General features: G+C 60.1%; 15 protein-coding genes. 13 read left to right on the top strand and 2 right to left on the bottom strand.

Annotation, left to right across the window (positions count from 1 at the left end; genetic code table 11):
* Positions 1–3: 3 nt before the first annotated feature.
* The 3 genes from NCN06_RS02925 to NCN06_RS02915 are packed head-to-tail and all read left to right on the top strand — an operon-like array spanning position 4 to position 4,335.
* The gene (locus tag NCN06_RS02925; protein ID WP_226397720.1) at positions 4–1,125 is read left to right on the top strand and encodes a hypothetical protein; all 1,122 of its coding nucleotides are present in this window, start codon (positions 4–6) and stop codon (positions 1,123–1,125) included.
* Positions 1,126–1,157: 32 nt separating this feature from the next.
* Positions 1,158–3,611, top strand: coding sequence for an ATP-dependent DNA helicase RecG (gene recG, locus NCN06_RS02920; protein ID WP_250398677.1), 2,454 nt, complete (start codon positions 1,158–1,160; stop codon positions 3,609–3,611).
* 22 nt (positions 3,612–3,633) lie between these two features.
* The gene (locus tag NCN06_RS02915) at positions 3,634–4,335 is read left to right on the top strand and encodes a M15 family metallopeptidase (RefSeq protein WP_226397719.1); all 702 of its coding nucleotides are present in this window, start codon (positions 3,634–3,636) and stop codon (positions 4,333–4,335) included.
* On the opposite strand, the gene NCN06_RS02910 is transcribed toward NCN06_RS02915, so the two are convergent.
* The gene (locus tag NCN06_RS02910; RefSeq protein ID WP_226397718.1) at positions 4,299–6,041 is read right to left on the bottom strand and encodes an NADPH-dependent assimilatory sulfite reductase hemoprotein subunit; all 1,743 of its coding nucleotides are present in this window, start codon (positions 6,039–6,041) and stop codon (positions 4,299–4,301) included. The genes NCN06_RS02915 and NCN06_RS02910 overlap by 37 nt on opposite strands.
* Positions 6,042–6,129: 88 nt before the next feature.
* On the opposite strand from NCN06_RS02910, the gene glyS reads away from it, so the two are divergent.
* Entirely contained in the window at positions 6,130–8,295 is a 2,166-nt protein-coding gene (glyS, locus tag NCN06_RS02905) for a glycine--tRNA ligase subunit beta (RefSeq protein WP_250398641.1), read from the top strand.
* 51 nt (positions 8,296–8,346) lie between these two features.
* Complete coding sequence (locus tag NCN06_RS02900) at positions 8,347–8,574, top strand: hypothetical protein (protein WP_226397716.1); 228 nt, start codon at positions 8,347–8,349, stop codon at positions 8,572–8,574.
* A 35-nt stretch (positions 8,575–8,609) separates the two neighbouring features.
* Here NCN06_RS02900 and chlP read toward each other — a convergent pair whose 3' ends face one another.
* Positions 8,610–9,992, bottom strand: a complete 1,383-nt coding sequence (gene chlP / locus NCN06_RS02895; RefSeq protein ID WP_115023276.1) for a geranylgeranyl reductase — start codon at positions 9,990–9,992, stop codon at positions 8,610–8,612.
* Between the two features lie 54 nt (positions 9,993–10,046).
* Here chlP and NCN06_RS02890 point away from each other — a divergent pair, with 54 nt between their 5' ends.
* Genes NCN06_RS02890 through ccsB form a run of 8 tightly spaced genes read left to right on the top strand, consistent with a single transcriptional unit; the run spans position 10,047 to position 18,935 of the window.
* Complete coding sequence (locus NCN06_RS02890; protein ID WP_226397715.1) at positions 10,047–10,853, top strand: M15 family metallopeptidase; 807 nt, start codon at positions 10,047–10,049, stop codon at positions 10,851–10,853.
* Complete coding sequence (locus NCN06_RS02885) at positions 10,850–13,381, top strand: peptidase U32 family protein (protein ID WP_226397714.1); 2,532 nt, start codon at positions 10,850–10,852, stop codon at positions 13,379–13,381. Before NCN06_RS02890 ends, NCN06_RS02885 begins: the two co-directional genes overlap by 4 nt.
* 57 nt (positions 13,382–13,438) lie before the next feature.
* The gene (typA, locus tag NCN06_RS02880; protein ID WP_115023272.1) at positions 13,439–15,247 is read left to right on the top strand and encodes a translational GTPase TypA; all 1,809 of its coding nucleotides are present in this window, start codon (positions 13,439–13,441) and stop codon (positions 15,245–15,247) included.
* Complete coding sequence (locus tag NCN06_RS02875) at positions 15,247–15,603, top strand: DUF309 domain-containing protein (RefSeq protein ID WP_115023270.1); 357 nt, start codon at positions 15,247–15,249, stop codon at positions 15,601–15,603. Before typA ends, NCN06_RS02875 begins: the two co-directional genes overlap by 1 nt.
* Before the next feature lie 51 nt (positions 15,604–15,654).
* Positions 15,655–16,092, top strand: coding sequence for an LptA/OstA family protein (locus NCN06_RS02870; protein WP_226397773.1), 438 nt, complete (start codon positions 15,655–15,657; stop codon positions 16,090–16,092).
* Positions 16,089–16,817, top strand: coding sequence for an LPS export ABC transporter ATP-binding protein (lptB, locus tag NCN06_RS02865; RefSeq protein ID WP_226397772.1), 729 nt, complete (start codon positions 16,089–16,091; stop codon positions 16,815–16,817). The genes NCN06_RS02870 and lptB overlap by 4 nt, the downstream gene beginning before the upstream one ends.
* Before the next feature lie 29 nt (positions 16,818–16,846).
* Positions 16,847–17,977: an LptF/LptG family permease gene (locus NCN06_RS02860; protein ID WP_255617186.1), complete on the top strand. Its 1,131-nt coding sequence runs from the start codon at positions 16,847–16,849 to the stop codon at positions 17,975–17,977.
* A gap of 37 nt (positions 17,978–18,014) precedes the next feature.
* Entirely contained in the window at positions 18,015–18,935 is a 921-nt protein-coding gene (gene ccsB, locus NCN06_RS02855; protein WP_226397713.1) for a c-type cytochrome biogenesis protein CcsB, read from the top strand.
* Positions 18,936–19,034: the final 99 nt, after the last annotated feature.

The following is a 19,034-nucleotide window of genomic DNA, read 5'->3' as shown; positions in this document are numbered from 1 at the left end:
CCATTGTCCGACCCGGACGTCAGGCCTGCTTACGACCCGTCAGATCAGCTGGCGCGCCTTGAACGGTTGTGCCGGCTGCGGGCCATCGCCCTCTACCGGGAGCAGGCTCTCTATCTGCAGGTGCTGCGTGAGCTGCTTCCAGGAGCCACCCGTCAGGCTCTGTTTAATCTTCTCGGCGAGGTTGATCCTTCCCGATTTAGTCGGCTTCCAGACTCGACCCGCCAGAACTTCCATGCGTCGGTCAACAATCTGATTGAGCGCTGCAGCGTCCTGCTCACGGTGGAGCAGCTGATGCAGCTTGTTCAGCAGATGCAGCAAGAGCAGCGACGGCAGCAGGCCCATGCCAGCCGAACCATGCTTCAGAACCTCGGCCGTCAGCCGTTGAACAGAGACGCTGCGTCCGAGTCGCCATCGTCTTCTCCGCAGCAGGACGAACCCAGTGGCTCGATTCAGTTGAGCCTGGCGTCCCCCCTCGATTCCCCCCAGAGAGATCCAGGTTCAGGTCCCGTTGTTGAACCTCTCCCTGAACAACCAGACAGCCAACCTTCAGGGGATCTTGACGTGCTCCGCTCGCTGTTCGAGCTGGCCGGTGATGCGATGCAGCAGGCACAAATGCCCGTCGAGGCCAGTGGCGCATTTGATCAGTCTGTTGAAGGCGACGACCACTTCCTTCCCCGTGAGCCGGATGCGCTGTTGCATTGGATCCAGGCCATGGATCAGGCACTTGAGCGACGGCTTCGCAACCTGTCCCACGCTGTGAATGTGCAGATGCTGCGCTCAGGGCTGGCCCAGACGCTTCTGCCCATCAGCCTTCTCGATGCCGTCCTCAAGGGTCAGGTGGAAACACAGCCAACGGCCACAAATGTGTTGCGTTTGCGGCTGCCTCTGGCCGTCGGTGATCTCGACCAGGGCATGGATGTTCTTTGTGTGCTCCTGCGCAGCAACGATCTGGAGTTCGACAGCCCACGACTGCGTCAGTGCCGCAAGCGTTTGCGCACTCACCACCATGCTCTGCTCACAATGGTTCGGCAGCAACGCCACTGGCAGCGTCGCTCCCTCGATCGTGAGGCCCGTACCCATTGGCAGACCCCATCCGATTCAACGCAGCAGCTGAGCGGGGACTGACCGGCGAGCAACTGTCGCTGTTGTTGGCATGGATGCTTCCCATCCAGCGTTCGCTGGGGTTGGAGGCCGACCGAGGCTTTCGGAACTTGCAGGGTCGCCAGCAGCGTTTTCACGACTTTCTGCAGCAGCAGCTTGCAGCCCCGCCGGCACTGCCCTTCCCTCAGGCCGTAACCGATCGGATGACCAGGCTCAGCGCTGGTTTCGCCGAGTATCCGGAGTTGGCTGATCCTGCCCGCCGGCGTCTGGTTACCGATGCTCGCCAGTGGCTGTATGAGCTGCGCCATCGCCTGGAACCCTCGGCCCCGATGGCACCGCCAAGGCTGAAGGTTCAGTCGTCCTCCAAGGCTGGAGAGGGCGCTCAACCGCCTGCGTCACCGTTGCAGCTCGATAGTCCGATCACGCAAATCCGTGGTGTGGGTCCGAAATTCGCCGCACGGCTGGCATCGATCGGCCTGCTTCTGGTGCGCGACCTGCTGCGCTATTACCCCCGTGATCATGTCGACTACTCGGCGATGCGGCGTATTGAGGCGCTGGTGTCGGGGGAGACCGCCACGATTGTTGCCACGATCCGCCGCTGCAATGGATTTGTCAGCCCAAGGAACACCAATCTCGCCATCATTGAGCTCCAGCTACAGGATCCGACAGGTCGCCTGAAGGTGAGTCGCTTCCTGGCTGGCAAACGCTTCAGTTCTCCGGCGTACCTCAAAGGTCAGCAGCGCCTTTACCCCGTTGGTGCCACCGTGGCCGTTAGTGGTCTGGTCAAGGACGGCCCCTACGGCATCACCTTCCAGGATCCGTTGATTGAGGTGTTGGACAGCCCCTCTTCTCCTGTGAAGTCCCCCAGCATCGGTCGTCTTCTGCCGGTGTACCCCCTCACCGAAGGGGTTGGTGCTGACCGTTTCCGCAGCTTGATTGATCAGGTCTTGCCCCTCGCGGCCACCTGGCCCGATCCCCTTCCTGCAGAGCTGCAACGGCGATTCGAGCTGGCGACATTGGCGGAAGCCTTGCAAGCGCTGCATGCGCCGAAGGATCGTGAAAGCCTCGATCGGGGCCGCCGCCGGCTGGTGTTCGATGAGTTTCTGCTCTTGCAGTTGGGCCTGTTACGACGACGTCAGCTGCTGCGCTCTCGGACGGGGCCTGATCTCGATCTTCAGACCAGTGCCGATGGGCTTGTGGGGGAGTTCGTGGACCTTCTTCCCTTCCGCTTCACCGCAGCCCAGCAACGCGTGTTTCAGGAAATTGAAGCCGATCTCGGTCGCACCGAACCCATGGCCCGACTGGTGCAGGGGGATGTCGGTTCGGGAAAGACGGTGGTCGCCATTGCGGCGTTGCTCAGCACCATCGCCTCTGGTTGGCAGGGGGCCCTGATGGCCCCCACGGAGGTGCTGGCCGAGCAGCATTACCGCAATCTCTGCCAGTGGTTGCCTCAGCTTCACGTCAGCGTCGCCTTGTTGACGGGATCCACACCACGACCACGCCGCCGTCAGCTGTTGGATGACTTGGCCAATGGTTCTCTGAAGGTTCTTGTGGGGACCCATGCCCTTCTTGAGGATCCGGTCGTTTTCAATCGCCTGGGGCTTGTGGTGGTTGATGAACAACACCGCTTCGGCGTTCACCAACGGGATCGTCTGCTCAATAAGGGGTTGCAGCCCCACTTGCTCACCATGACAGCGACGCCGATCCCACGCACCCTGGCGTTGTCGATGCATGGGGATCTGGATGTCAGCCAGATCGATGAATTACCTCCAGGTCGCACACCGATTCGCACTAGCATGCTCACGGCCGGTAAGCGCGAGAAGGCCTATGAGCTGATCCGTGAGGAGGTGCAGCTTGGCCAGAGGGCCTATGTGGTCCTGCCGCTGGTGGATGAGTCGGAGAAACTCGAGCTTCGTTCGGCTGTTGAAGTTCATGCCGAGTTGGCCTCGGAGGTTTTCCCTGACTTGGCTGTCGGCCTCCTGCATGGTCGTCTTTCCAGTGTCGATAAGCAGGCGGTGTTGAACGGGTTCGCCACCGGTAAAACCCAGGTGTTGGTGTCGACCACGGTGGTGGAGGTGGGCGTGGATGTACCTGAGGCCAGCGTGATGGTGATCGACCATGCCGAGCGCTTTGGACTGGCGCAGTTGCATCAATTGCGGGGTCGCGTCGGTCGGGGCGCCGCCGCCTCCCACTGCCTGCTGATCAACGGCAGTTCCAATCCCTTGGCACGCCAGCGTCTGGATGTGCTGGTGCGCTCCACCGACGGTTTTGAGATCGCTGAGATGGATCTGCGTCTGCGCGGTCCTGGACAGGTGTTGGGGACCCGTCAGTCGGGCCTGCCCGATCTGGCCTTGGCCAGCCTTGCCGATGATGGTGCTGTTCTGGAGGATGCACGAACGGCGGCTCAGGAGCTGCTGAAACACGATCCAGACCTTGAACAGCTCCCGCTGCTGCGCAAGACCCTGGATGAGCAGCAGCGTCGCCTCAGCGGCGGCACCCCCCTGAACTGACCCATCCCCTCTCAACGATTCGATGCGCCCCTGGAGCCCTATCCCGATCGAGGAGTGCGGTGAGCCGCTGCAAGACCTCCCTCGGGAGTTCTTGCGGATGGAACCCCATCCCTACATGGCGCTCGGTGCACCCTATGGGGCCTCAGGGAATCCCTTCCAATTGCGCCAAGGGGTGGTTCAGCGTCTGCTGAAGGCGCAGCAGCGTCTGAGCGCTCACGACCCCAGCCTTCGCCTGAGCATTTTCGATGCGTGGCGCCCGATCGCAGTGCAGGCCTTCATGGTGGAGCACAGCATTGCCGACCTCTGCCGCGAACGCGGGGTTGAACTGATGTCGGGGGACGCCTTCGACCGGGTGGTTGCCGATGTGGGGCGGTTCTGGGCCGCCCCCAGCCGCGATCCAGCCACACCGCCACCCCACAGCACCGGTGCCGCTGTTGATCTCACCCTCAGTAGCCGTGAGGGAATCCTGCTGGAGATGGGTGGAGAGATCGATGCCATTGGTGCGATTTCAGAGCCCGAGCATTACGCCGGAGAGGAGGAACCCGATGCCCGCTGCTGGCATCAACGTCGGCAGCTTCTGGCCGATGTCATGGATGCTTCCGGCTTCGCCCAGCACCCGAACGAGTGGTGGCACTACTCGTTCGGTGATCAGCTCTGGGCCTGGCGCAAGGGTGCTGCTGTAGCGGTCTATGCCGAGGCCGCTAACAGTGCGCTCACCTCCTGATCCCCCAGCTTTTCGATGTGATCCCCGAAGCTGCGTCGACCACCGGCGGCCTTCCAGCTCAGCAGCAACGGTTCGAGGGTCTTTTCAAGATCGTCGAGGGGTAGTTTCTCCATGTATGGACGCGCCAAACGTTGGAGGTTGGGGGTCCCACCGAGCCATAGCTGGTACTGGTTGACTCCGTTGCCCACCAATCCCAGCTCCGCCATGTAAGGCCGAGCACAGCCATTGGGGCAGCCGGTCATGCGCACGAGGAGCGACTTCTCGATCTCGAGCCGCCGCAGCTGGGCATCCAGGCGATCAAGAACATCTGGAAGGATGCGCTCCGATTCGGTGATCGCCAGGCCGCAGGTGGGGAGTGCTGGGCAGGCGATGGCATGTCTGGCGAGGCGGGCTGGTGCTTCAGGCACCTCAAAGCCCATCGCCTCAAGCTGCGTGCGAATGCTGGCGCGCTGGGAGGTACCGATGTTGCAAAGGAGCAGGTCTTGATTGGCTGTGAGACGAATCTCCAGCTGGTAGGTCTCAACGAGTTGCCGCAGTCCCGCTTTCAGATCACCGTTCAGGCGACCGCATAGCAGGGGCAGCCCCACGAACCACATCCCTGCCTTCTGCCGATGCCAGCCGAGGTAGTCGAGCAGTTTGGCCTTTGGCTCATTGCGCAGACCTTTGAGTGCTCCCTTGAAGTAGGTAGCGCAAAGGGTTTCGCGGAACCATTCAATGCCCTTGTCATGAATCAGGTACTTCATGCGGGCGTGCTTACGCACTTCCCGGTCACCATGGTCCCGTTGCAACGCCAGGATCGCCTGAACCACATCGAGAACGTCAGCGGCTTCGACGTAGCCAAGGGGGTCTGCGGTGCGGGCGAAGGTCTCCTCCTTGTTGTGGGTGCGACCCATACCACCGCCGACATAGACGTTGCAGCCCCGAAGCTCGCCTGAAGGATCGGTAAAGGCCACCAGACCGATGTCCTGGGTGAGCAGATCCACGGAGTTGTCCCCCGGCACGGTGACGGCCACCTTGAACTTCCGGGGGAGATAGGTGTCCCCGTACAGAGGCTCCTCAGAGCTGCCTGAAAACACACCGTCTTCGCTCTGGCGCTTCCTGGCCTTCCGAACGGCGCGGCTGGGCTTGAAGCGATAACTCAGGTCACCATCCACCCAGAGATCGAGATAAGCACCCTCAGCAGCCTCAGGGCTGAGTAGATCCGCAATCTCATCTGCCAGGCGGCGCGCAACGGGATACCCGCCCTTCTCAAAGGGAGCCGGAGGCGCCATCACATTGCGGTTGATATCTCCGCAGGCCGCCAAGGTCGAGCCCAAGTTGCGAACGATGGTGCCGATCACCTCTTTCAGATCAGCCTTGGGGATGCCATGCATCTGGAAGGCCTGGCGGGTGGTTGCCCGCAGGGTTCCATCACCCAGACGATTGGAGAGTTCATCCAGGGCCAGAAAGAGCCTGGCGGGGATGCGTCCCCCTGGGCTGCGCAGCCGCAGCATCATCTGCCAGCTGCGGACCTTGTCGGTTTTGCGCAGTTCGCGGTGATGCTGCTGGTAGCTGCCGTGGAACTTCAGCAGTTGAACGGCATCTTCTGTGAAGCGAACCTCATCGTTGCTGAGCTCGCTCAGCAGTGGGTCGCGCAGATGGTCACTGTCCAGCTTGCGCTGCTCCGCCTTAGACAGGGATTGAGATCCGGTTTCCGCCACTGTCAAGGAGCTTTCCCCCACCCCGAAAAGGACTTCTTGATTTGAACGTAGCGAAACGGCTTCCAATACAGTCGCCTCCGGCTCTGACCTTGGCGTGACGGCAACCTTTCTTCTGGAAATCGGCACCGAGGAGCTTCCCGCTGATTTCGTCAAGCAAGCGCTGACCCAGCTTGAGCAGCGGGTCAGTCGCGACTTGCGTGAGGCAAGGCTTGGGCACGGGGCTGTGTCGGTGTTCGGCACCCCCCGGCGTCTGGTGGTCTCCGTCGCCGATCTGGAAGACGGACAACCTGATCTTCAGGAAGACCGCAAAGGTCCCCCCGTTGCTCAAGCCTTCAAGGACGGCATTCCCGGTCCTGCGGCGATCGGTTTCGCCAAGCGTTGCGGTGTCGATCCCTCAGCGCTGGAACAGCGAGAGACGCCAAAGGGCCCCTGCGTCTTTGCAACGGTATTGACCCCTGGTCAAGCCAGTGCTGATCTCCTTCAGGCTCTGATCCCCCAATGGATCGATGCCCTCCAAGGGCGGCGCTTCATGCGCTGGGGAACGGGAGCCCAGCGCTTCAGTCGCCCCATCCGCTGGCTGCTCGCCCTTCAGGGCTCCAAGGTCATTCCTGTGGTGCTGGATGGCGCTGACCCTGAGGTCCGCAGCGATCGCTTCAGCCGTGCCCACCGGCTTCATGGTGACGAGCCGCTCTCCATCGCATCGGCGGATGTGTTCGCTGAGACCCTCGACGCTGCAGGTGTTGTTGTTGACCGCACGGAGCGAGCCAAACGGATCCGTACCAGTCTTGATCAGTCGGCTCAAGCCGCTAACGGAACTCCCGACTGTCCAGAGTCCCTGTTCGAGGAACTCGTCGACCTTGTCGAGGATCCAAGGGTCCTCGAGGGAACCATCGCTGAGCGTTTCCTGCAGCTCCCTCCCGAAGTGATCAGCACGGTGATGCAGGCCCATCAGCGTTATGTGCCGCTGCAAGTGCCTGGCCTGGAGGCTGACCCGCTCCGACTGACCGCTGATGCGGTGCTTCGTCCTCAGTTCCTGCTGGTGGGCAACGGCTTGGCTCCGGCAGCCTCCCTGATTGTCCGCGGCAATGAGCGCGTTCTCGGAGCGCGTCTTGCGGATGCCGAATTTTTCCTGGACGTTGACCGACGTCAGTCCAGCGCATCTCGGCGTGAAGCCCTTGATCGAGTCACCTTCGCTGAAGGGCTGGGCAGTCTTCTCGACCGCTCCGAGCGGATCGAGCGGCTCACTGGCTTGCTGTTGAAGCAACTCGGTCTTAATCAAGCCGTTACGGATGCGGCCCAGCGAGCAGCTCATTTCTGCAAGAACGACCTGGTGAGTCAGATGGTGGGCGAGTTCCCGGAACTCCAGGGCCTGATGGGTGGTAAGTACCTCCTGGAGGAGGGCGAGCCCCGCGAGGTCGCCCTTGCTGTGGTGGAGCACTATCTGCCCCGAGGTGCCGGTGATGACCTGCCAGCAACGCCTGCGGGGGCTGTGGTGGCCGTGGCGGAACGGCTGGAGCTGCTGCTCAGCATCTTTGCCAAAGGCGAGCGCCCGACGGGATCCTCAGATCCGTATGCCCTGCGCCGTGCTGGAAACGGTGTTTTGCAGATTCTCTGGGGGATGGGTTGGCGCCTGGACCTCATGGCCTTCTTGACCAATGCAGTGGCGGAGTGGGCTGCCCTGTTCCCGGCCTTTGCGGTCGACTCCAGTCAGCTGCACAACGATCTTTGCCAGCTCATGCGTCAGAGAATCGTCTCCCAGCTGGAAGACGACGGCTTTGCTCCGGATCTGGTGCAGGCTGTTGCTGGAGACGCCGTTTCCAACCAGCGTTTGCTCAGTGATCCTCTCGACGTGAAACAGCGGCTTCAGCTGTTGCGTGTTCTCCGGGATAGCGGCCAGTTGGATGCCGTGCAAGCGGTTGTTCAACGGGCCGCCAAGCTGGCCGAAAAGGGTGAACTGGCACGGGATCAGCTTGTTGCTGGCGATGTGGTTCAGGCTGAACGCTTCGAGTCGGCCAGTGAGCAGGATCTGTTCGCCGCACTGGAGCAGCTGCAACCTTTGGCTCAGCAGCGGTCGTATCAAGCTCTAGCCGATGCGCTGGTGGCCGCAACCCCGATTCTTCAGGCCTTCTTCGATGGTGATACCAGCGTGATGGTGATGGTCGAAGACCCCGACTTGCGGCTCAACCGCCTCAACCTGCTGGCCGTTCTGCGCAATCAGGCTTCTGTGTTGGCTGAATTTGAATCGATTCAATCCAAATGAATGGCAGCTCCGGCCCCAGTGGCTAAGTAGGAGCCAGTCCATTCCTTTGGAATGCCTGAACAAGAGACCAACACCACCCAGCAGCAGCCTGTCGTGATCCGCCAAGGAGGTAACGGCCTTGGAACTGTGATCGCGGCCATCATCGTGGCGGCAGCAGCCATCTACGCCGTCAACGTCTGGTCGACGACCAAGAAAGAAACATCCCCCGCCAAAAACATTGAGCAGGGGATTGAAAGGATCAAAGATGCTGCTGGCAAAGCGATCGAGTCGCGCAACTAACCAGCAACTTCAGGGTTGTTTGGGGCCGGCCTTCCTCAGGAGACGCCGGCCTTTTCTTTCGACTCCGTTTCCTTGGAGTTGGATCCTTTCGACTCAGTGGCCTGAGCCTTGATCTGCTGTGAAGCTTCCTCGGCAAGAAAATCGCCGTCTGAACGACCAACTGCTGAGGGAACAGGGTTGTACTTCGACGGAGCCAGGGCCTCGCCCCGGATCAAGCTGCCGACAGTGCGAAGGGTGAGCTTGATCTGCTGCCAGGGATTCATCATCACCACCCGCTTGTACAAATAGCTGTCGAAGGTCAGCTTCTGTACGTCCTTGTCGTCGCACATCTCGACGAAGGCCTCCCTGGCGGCGTCGTTGCGGTAGAAAATGCGCTGAAGGATGTCGAGAACCGCATAGGTGGCGCCGTACTTCCGGTCCCAGCGCTTGATGTAGGTCGACTTGATTTGTTTTTCCGTTGGGATGGAAGCACCGCTGTTGGAGATTTCCACGATCGCTTCAGCGCACATCCGGCCGCTCTTGGCAGCGAAATAAATCCCTTCTCCTGAACTCTTGGTGACGTAACCAGCTGCATCGCCCACTAGCGCCATTCGGCCTACAACCCGTCGCGGACGAGGGTGCTCAGGGATGGGATGGGCTTCCACCTTGATCACTTCGCCCTGGAACAGGCGCTTGTTGGCCCGTTCACGGATGCCCTTCTGCAGACCCTTGATCAGGCTCTGGTTCTGTTGCATGGTTCCGGTTCCCACAGCAACGTGGTCGTACTTGGGGAACACCCAGGCATAGAAATCAGGTGACACATCGGTGCCGACGTACATCTCCGCGAGATCCTCGTAGTAGGTCATCTCCTCGGCCGGAAGCTTGATCCGCTCCTGGAAGGCAATGGCCACGTTGTAATCACCGGCATCCATGGCTTTCGCCACCCGTGAGTTGGCGCCATCAGCACCAATGATTAGATCGACACCGAGGGTTTTCTGCTCTCCAGTGGGGCCGCCGCCGCTGTAGTCGGCGTAATGAATGGTGTATGGCCCCTGACGGTCGGTACCGGTGTCGATCTTCTGCACCAGACCATTGATCAGGGTCGTTCCTAGATCAGCGGCTCTGTTGCGGAGGAAGGCGTCGAAGACTTCCCGACGGCACATGCCGATGTAGGCGTTGTCGTCGTAGCCGAGGGGATCAAGTTTGATGTCCACTTCCCTGTTGGAAGGGGAAATCATCTTCATGTTGCGCACTTTGCGGTCGATGATCTCGTCCGGAAGCTCGAACTCCTCAACCATGCAGAGAGGAATGGCACCTCCACAGGGTTTGGCGTTATCGAGTTTGCGCTCAAACAGCCAGGTCTGAATTCCTGCCTTGGCCAAAATCTCTGCAGCACAGGAGCCGCTGGGGCCACCGCCGATCACCGCAACTCGCAACATCTCAGCCCGTCTCCGCTGGATTGTTTTTTGAAGCTATCACTGTCACAACGACCTTTGTGGGTCGAACTGGCCAGTGCCTTTACGATCGAAACAACACGCATCAGCGCTTTGGTTCGGGCCTCCTCTGCGCGACGCACCGAGCGGGAGGATATTCCGGTCGCCCGTCGGACACGACCGCCGCGTCAACGAAAGGGAAATGGCGCTGCTGGTCTGCTTTTCGGACTCGTACTTATCTGCGCTGGAACCCTGGTAGCGGTGCTGGTCGCTCCCACCCTGTTGTCTCGACGGCAACCCACGCAGACCCTCGAGATTTCAGGCTTTCGTGAACGTCCCGATGCGGATGGACGCCTGTTGGGGCACTTCCCTTATCGCGAAGCGCAACCTGATCAACTCATCGTGTTTCAACCGGGGATTGAACTGAATTTGGAGGCAGCCGATGCCCTCGACACGATGATGCGTTCCGCTGCGGCCGACGGTGTCGATCTCCGCTTGCTCAGCGGGTTTCGCTCGTTGGCCCTGCAGGAGTCCATTTTTTTTGATGTGGCCTCGGAACGTAATCAGACTGCAGAGGAACGTGCCCAGGTATCGGCTCCACCGGGCTACTCCGAGCACAGCACTGGTTATGCCGTTGATCTTGGTGATGGCCGGGTTCCTGAAACCAACCTCTCCCAGAGCTTTCAAGACACCAACGCTTTTCGCTGGCTCCAGGACCATGCCGCTCGATATCACTTTGTTCTGTCTTTCCCTCAGGGAAATCAGCAGGGTGTGATGTACGAACCCTGGCATTGGCGCTATGAGGGCAATGCGGATGCATTGCGTCTCTTTGAGGCGGCCCGTCGCTTCTCCAGGCGCGATCCTTGACCGTCCCTGAGCTGCTGTCTCCAGCCGGCGACTGGGCTGCGATGCAGGCGGCCGTCGCCTCCGGCGCTGATGCGGTGTACTTCGGTGTTGATGCCTTCAATGCTCGGCAGCGGGCGGAAAATTTCAGACTTGATGACCTCCCTGAGCTGATGCAATGGCTGCATCAGCGCGATGTGAAGGGCTTCCTCACCTTCAACGTGCTGGTGTTCAGTGATGAACTCGCGGCAGCGGCACAGTTGCTGATTGCTGCCGACGAGGCGGCTGTTGATGCGGTGATCGTCCAGGACGTTGGGCTCTGTCGGTTGGCTCAGCGCCTTGTGCCGAATCTCTGCGTGCATGGCTCCACCCAAATGTCGATTACGAGCTCAGCGGGGATTGCCCAGGCTGCAGCGCTTGGTTGTCAGCGGGTTGTGCTGGCCCGTGAACTTGCCCTTCGTGATCTCGAGCGCCTGCAGGCGCAACTGGCCCAGCGGAACCTCGTGATGCCGTTGGAGGTTTTCGTGCATGGCGCCCTTTGCGTCGCCTATTCCGGGCAGTGTCTGACGAGTGAATCCCTCGGCCAGCGCAGTGCTAACCGAGGCGAATGTGCTCAGGCTTGCCGTCTTCCCTACGAAATGGTGGTGGATGGTGAGCCCCGCGCTCTCGAAGATCAGCGCTATCTGCTGTCACCCCAGGATCTTGCTGCCTGGGAGCTCCTGCCGGAGTTGCAGCGGATCGGCGTGGCCAGTCTGAAGATCGAGGGGCGGTTAAAGGATGCGGCCTATGTGGCTGCCGTAACCGATGCCTATCGGCAACGCTTGGATCAGATCCCCGTCTCGGCCCTGCAGGTTCAACGCCAGCTGGAGCTGGCGTTTTCCAGGGGGCTCTCCACCGGTTGGCTGGAGGGGGTGAACCACCGTCGCCTTGTGCATGGCCGCTGGAGCAAAAAGCGTGGTCCGCTGCTGGGGCAGCTGCTTCGGGTTGAGCGGGGCGGTTGGTTGCACCTGCGCAGTCGAGAGCAGTTGCATCCTGGTCAGGGGATCGTGTTGGAACAACATTCGTCTGATCCCTTGCAACCACCACGGGAAATCGGTGGCCGGATCATGGTGTGTGAGCGGATGGGCGCCGAACGCTGGAAGCTGCGGCTGGGTCCGGATCGTGCGGATCTCTCTGGCTTGAGCCCTGGAGCGTCGGTGTGGCTCACCAGCGACCCCGACTGGCAGTCCCGTTGGCAGCGTGCTGCGCGCCGAACGGTGGAGGCCCGGTCTCGGGATCTGGCACTGCGGGTGTCCGGTCGGCTGGATGCACCGCTCGAACTGCAATTGCTGGCCCCGCAGGGCTTGGATCTCAAGCTCATCAGCATGATGCCGCTGCAGCAAGCCTCCCAGCGCCCCCTCGATCGTGAACGGCTCCAGGAGCAACTGGGACGGCTGGGGGGTACAGGCTGGTCGCTTCAGTCTCTGGAAATCCAGCTGCAGGGAGATCTTTTCCTGCCTGTGGCTGAGCTGAACCGCATGCGCAGGGCTTTGCTTGAGCTTTTGGAGGCCTCGCTGGACGACACAACAGGCTCAGCTTCTATCCCGGCTGCTTCCGAACGGGCGGATGCCAAGCAGCTGCTGGCCAGAATGTGTCCCCAATCTCTCGCCCCGCAGAGCGAGACGGCGCCGGGTCTTGTTGTTCTGGTGCGCAGTCTTGAGCAGTTGCAGACACTGGTGAATCTCTCCGACGAGGGCCTGCCGGTCCAGTCGGTGGTTGCGGACCTTGAGCAGCCCCGAGAGCTACGGGAAGCGGTGGCAATGGGGCGAGGCTGCTGGCCGGATGGACTCTGGCTGGCCGGGGCACGGATCACACGACCCGACGAACGCTGGAGCCTTGAGCCACTCATTCGCGCTCGCCCTGACGGTTTTCTCGTGCGCAATGCCGATCAGCTGGAGGTGTTGACCCCTTTGGCCCCCTGCATCGGCGACTTTTCCCTCAACACTGCCAATCCTCTGAGTTTTCACTGGTATCGCGACCATTGGAAGCTGCAGCGCATTACCGCGAGTTACGACCTCAACCTTCAGCAGTTGCTGGATTTGGCGGCTGCTGTTGAACCAGCTTTGCTGGAGGTCACCCTGCATCAGCACATGCCTCTGTTCCACATGGAGCATTGCCTGTTCTGTGCCTTTTTGTCCGACGGAAAAGACCACACCGACTGCGGTCGTCCCTGCGAGAAGCACCACGTAACGCTGAGGGATCGCAGTGGCGTTGACCATCCCCTGCGTGCCGATTTGGGCTGTCGCAACACGCTCTTCAATGGGACTGCGCAATCCGGGGTGGAAGCGCTTCCGTCGCTGCTGCGGGCAGGCGTGCGCAGGATTCGGCTTGAACTCCTCGATGAGGATGCTGCCGCCACACGCCGTCGGATCAGCCTCTATGCCGAGGCTATGGCGGGTCGAATGGCCACCCAGGACGTGTGGTCTCAGGAGCGGATCCACCACCAGCTCGGGGTCACCCGAGGCAGTCTACGGATCAGGGGTCCTGAGCGCACCAGTCGATTCTCACGTTGAGATAACCTGTCGCACTGCGCCTTTGGCGTTCTTCACAAATTCTTACGGTCAGCCCGCATGAGCGCCAACAACAAGGCGATCCGCAACATCGCGATCATCGCCCACGTTGACCACGGCAAGACGACTCTGGTCGACTCGCTGTTGGCGCAGTCAGGGATTTTCCGCGACAACGAAGCGGTGCCCACCTGTGTATTGGACTCCAACGATCTGGAGCGTGAACGGGGCATCACGATCCTGTCGAAGAACACTGCGGTCACTTACAACGACACGCGGATCAACATCGTTGACACCCCGGGGCACGCCGACTTCGGTGGCGAAGTGGAGCGCGTGCTGGGCATGGTGGACGGCTGTCTGCTGATCGTGGACGCCAATGAAGGGCCGATGCCCCAGACCCGCTTCGTGCTGAAGAAGGCCCTTGAGCAAGGGCTCCGTCCGATCGTGTTCGTCAACAAGATCGACCGTGCCCGTGTGGATCCCGAGACTGCCGTCGACAAGGTTCTCGATTTATTCATCGAACTGGGGGCCGACGACGATCAGTGTGATTTCCCCTATCTGTTCGGCAGTGGTCTCGGAGGCTTCGCCAAGCCCGACATGAAGACCGACAGCGACAACATGCGTCCGCTGTTCGATGCCATCCTTCGCCACGTTCCGCCGCCGGTTGGTGACCCCGAGAAGCCCCTCCAGCTTCAAATCACCACCCTTGATTATTCCGACTTCCTAGGCCGGATCATCATTGGTCGCGTTCACAACGGAAAAATCAAACAGGGCCAGAATGCTGCTCTGATTAAGGACGACGGCTCCGTTAAGAAGGGTCGCATCAGCAAGCTGCTGGGCTTCGAAGGCCTTCAACGCATCGAGATCGAAGAGGCGTTCGCCGGAGACCTGGTGGCCGTGGCTGGTTTTGACGACGTCAATATCGGCGAAACGATCGCCTGCCCGGATGAACCCACGGCTCTGCCGCTGATCAAGGTGGATGAGCCCACCTTGCAGATGACCTTCGTCGTCAACGATTCCCCGTTTGCAGGTAAGGAAGGCAAGTTCGTCACCAGTCGTCAGGTGCGTGACCGCTTGCAGCGTGAGTTGCTCACCAATGTGGCCCTGCGTGTCGAAGACACCGATTCACCGGACCGTTTCTCCGTGAGTGGTCGCGGCGAGCTCCACCTCGGCATCCTGATCGAGACCATGCGTCGTGAGGGCTATGAGTTCCAGGTGTCTCAGCCTCAGGTGATTTACCGCACCATCGATGGCACCCCATGCGAGCCCGTTGAAACCCTGGTGATGGATGTTCCTGAACCAGCGGTTGGAAGCTGCATCGAAAAACTGGGCACCCGCAAGGGCGAAATGCAGAACATGGAAACCAGTGCTGACGGCCGCACCCAGCTGGAATTCATCGTTCCATCCCGAGGTCTGATTGGTTTCCGCGGTGAATTCATCCGGGCCACCCGCGGCGAAGGAATCATGAGCCATTCCTTCTATGAATACCGCCCGATGATGGGTGACTTCGACACCCGTCGGAACGGTGTTTTGATCGCCTTCGAAGAAGGAACGGCAACCTTCTATGCGCTGAAGAATGCCGAGGATCGTGGCCAGTTCTTCATCAGCCCGGGAACCAAGGTCTACAAAGGAATGATCATCGGTGAATACAACCGACCCCAGGATCTTGAGATCAACGTCTGCAAGACCAAGCAGCTCACCAACATGCGCTCCGCCGGTGCGGAGGAACTGGACACGCTGCAAGCGCCGGTTCAGATGACCCTGGAACGGGCCCTGGAATACATCGGACCTGATGAGATGCTCGAAGTGACGCCGGAGTCGATTCGTCTGCGCAAGCTTCCTGGCAAGAAGCCGGCGAAGGCCAAGCGCTGATGCCCCAAGCGGATCCCCGCTTTCATCAGGCCCTGGAGCTCTTCAACGCAGGTGAGTGGTACGCCGCCCACGATGTGTTTGAGGAGCTGTGGCATGAAACGGCTGATCCAGAGCGGCGCAGCCTGCAGGGAATCCTGCAGGTTGCTGTCGCGCAGTTGCATCTGCAACGGGGCAACCGGCGAGGTGCAACGATCCTCTACGGCGAAGCGCTTGGACGGCTGAAACGTCCAGGTACACCGGATCTGGGTCTTGATCTTGAGGCGTTGTGCGGTGCGGCGCAGCAACGTCTTGAAGCACTTCAGCTGGATGGGGATCCCGAGTCATGCACTGTCCCTGTTTTGCGGTTGCAGAGCTGAAGCGCCGGTAACCTCAACCAACTGTGGATTGATTGCGTGGCAGCCAAGGCGATGCTCCGTACCGGGGGCCTTCTTCTCTTTCTGCCTCTTCTGGCTGCACTTTGCCCTCTGTTCCCTGCGCAGTCCCAGCAAGCTGCTGAAGCCGGTGTGATCACGATCGAATCCGACCTGCAATCGGCAGACAACAGCACGGGTGTGATCACTGCCAGTGGCAACGTTCGCTTGGTTCATGCCGACCGGGGCCTGGTGGCCACAAGCCGTCAGGCGCAGTACTTCACTGAAGAAGATCGGATTGTGCTGAGTGGTGATGTCGACGTGATCCAGACCGACGGCAATCTTCTCCGTGCCGATCGGTTCACCTACCTGTTGGAGGAAGGAAGGGCGATTGCCAATCCCCTTCCTGGCCAGCAGGTGTTCAGTCAATGGACACTTCAGCCCAGCCAGCCTGTGCTGGACGGCGCTCCCGCGACCACACCGGTGGCGCCATGACCCTGGAACTGTCAAACGTCTCCATCACATTGGGGGGGCGTCAGCTGGTGAAGGATCTGGATCTGGCTCTGTCTCCTGGCGAGGTGGTCGGGTTGCTCGGCCCCAACGGAGCCGGAAAAACCACCACCTTCAACCTGGTGATTGGTCTGCTCTGCCCTGATCAGGGTGAGGTGGTTATTGATGGTCGGCGTGTCACAGACCTTCCCATGCCGCAACGGGCCCGTCTCGGTGTGGGCTATCTGCCCCAGGAAGCCAGTGTCTTTCGCAATCTCACCGTGCGCGAAAATCTGGATATTGCCCTTGAGCAGACCGATCTCAGCCCTGAACGACGGCGGGACCGGCGCCAGCAGCTGATTGAAGACTTCCATCTCACGGCGTTCATGAACCGCCGTGGCTTCCAACTCTCCGGAGGGGAACGTCGTCGATGTGAGGTTGCCCGAGCGCTGGCCTCCGGTGTCAATGGACCGCTTTATCTCCTCCTGGATGAACCCTTCGCTGGTGTCGATCCCCTGGCTGTCGCCGACCTTCAACTGCTGATTGAGGGATTGCGGTCACGGGGCATGGGCATCCTGATCACCGATCACAACGTGCGCGAAACGCTGGCCACCACCGATCGTGCCTACATCCTTAACGATGGAGCGGTGTTGGCTGCAGGACGCTCCGATGAGGTCGCAGCCGATCCCCAGGTGCGGCGTTACTACCTCGGGGAGGGATTCCAGCTGTGATTTTGGAACGTTTTAAACGGGCCACCTGGATGCGGCTGGCTCTTCTTGACCGCTGGTTGCTCCAGGAACTCCTGGGCCCTCTGCTGTTCTTTATCGCGCTGTTCACCCTTCTGCTGCTTACCGGCGGGGTGATGTTTGAGCTGGTGCGGCAGATGGTCGATAAGAACCTGCCGATCATGATCGCGGTGCAGGTTCTGCTGTTCAGCATCCCGCGTTGGCTGGCCTTCTCCGTTCCGATCGGAACCCTGATGGCATCGCTGTTTGTATTCACCCGCCTTTCGGCGAACAGTGAACTCACCGCCCTGCGCAGCCTCGGTGTCACCACGGTGCGGATGATCAGTGCGGCCCTCGTTCTTTCGATGGTGATGACCCTGTTCACCTTCGTTCTCAACGACGTGGTGGTTCCCCGAAGCCAACGCTATGCAGAGGTCACCTTGAAGCGGGCCTTGGGGCGCTCACTCGCTAGTGAGACAGGTCGCGACATCATTTATCCACGTTTCGGCAGCCGCATCGATTCCCAGGGTGAGGAAGACGGCAAGGGCCTGAACCAACTGTTTTATTCCCGCAAGTTTCAAGACGGCGAAATGGTGGATGTGACGGTTCTGGATTTCTCTCGATCTGGTTTCACGCAGATGTTGCGTGCGGACAGAGCTATCTGGAATGAGGATCAGGCCAGCTGGGATTTCCTCGATGGGCAGATTCTGACCTTGGCGGCCAATGGCAGTTCGACCAAGGCCGATTTTGATCGTTATGTCTATCCCCTTGGCTCCGGACCCGTACGTCTGGCTGGGATTGAGCAAGATGCCGTGAACATGACCGTGGGCGAAGCCTTGCAGGCTCAGAGGGTGTATGAGGAGGCCGGAAGCATCAAAGAAGCTCGCAAGATCCGTGTTCGGATCCAGGAGAAGTTCACGGTTCCAATGGCTTGTTTGGTGTTCGGCCTGTTTGGAGCCACCCTCGGTGCTCAGCCCAGTTACCGCAGCAGCCGCAGCTTTTCGTTCGTGCTCACGCTTGGGATCATCGCCGTTTATTACGTGATCGGCTTCAGCTTCAGTTCGCTTGGAGTGAAGGGCACCCTTCCCCCCCTCCTGGCGGCATGGCTTCCTGTGGTTTTGTTTCTGGGTGCGGGTGGTCTGATGCTGAAACAGGCCAGTCGTTGATCTGCCGAGTCAGAATGGCATTTCTTCGTGAAATGGTGTGCTGAACACGCCTTTTGAGCTGGTGACCAGCCTTGGTTTTGTCGGCTTTGTATTGCTGCTGGTGGCCATGCCTTTGGCTTTCTGGGCGGTGTCGAGCCAGTCTCGTGCCGGCCTGGTGCGCCTGCTGGTTGCCATGGCCAACCTTCTGTTCACGGCCCAGTTGATTCTGCGCTGGTGGCAATCCGGGCACTTTCCCATCAGCAACCTCTACGAATCGCTCTGCTTTCTGGCCTGGGCTTGCACACTCACCCAGCTGCTGGTGGAACGGGCCTGGCCTTCACCGATCGTTGCGGCAGCGGCCACACCGATGGGGCTTGGCTGCATTGCCTTTGCCAGTTTTGCTTTACCGGATCAATTGCAGTCAGCGGCACCTCTGGTGCCTGCCCTGCGCTCGAGCTGGCTGGTGATGCATGTGAGCGTGATCATGGTGAGTTACGCCGCCTTGCTAGTGGGATCGCTTCTGTCCCTTGCGGTGCTGATCACGGATCGCGACCAGGCTTTGGAGCTGCGCAGCAGTTCGATCGGCAGTGGTGGCTTTCGGCAGGCGGCCTCGATAGGGAATGGTGGCTCTGTTCAGCTGCAATCTGTTCAGCTGAGCACCAATGAGCAACTCGACAGTCTCAGCTACCGCACCATCACGGTTGGCTTTCTGATGCTCACCGTGGGCATTGTCAGTGGCGCGGTTTGGGCGAACGAAGCCTGGGGAAGTTACTGGAGCTGGGATCCGAAGGAGACCTGGGCCTTGATCTGCTGGTTGGTCTATGCGGCTTATCTGCACACGCGTCTGAGCCGCGGCTGGCAGGGCCGGCGTCCTGCTTTTGTGGCTGTGGTGGGACTGGTGGTGATTGCTGTTTGCTACATCGGCGTCAATCTTCTAGGCATTGGTTTGCATAGTTATGGCTGGTTCTTTGGCGCGTAGTCATGCCAATGATGGTGTTTGACATGGATTGTTTTTTCCTAAAGAGATTTCAACCTAAGGGATACTTATTTCGAAAATATTACTTCCTCATGTTCTGGC

The organism is Synechococcus sp. MU1648 (assembly GCF_023630615.1).
Taxonomy (GTDB): Bacteria; Cyanobacteriota; Cyanobacteriia; order PCC-6307; family Cyanobiaceae; genus Parasynechococcus.
This window is presented reverse-complemented; position numbering and strand designations above follow the sequence as displayed.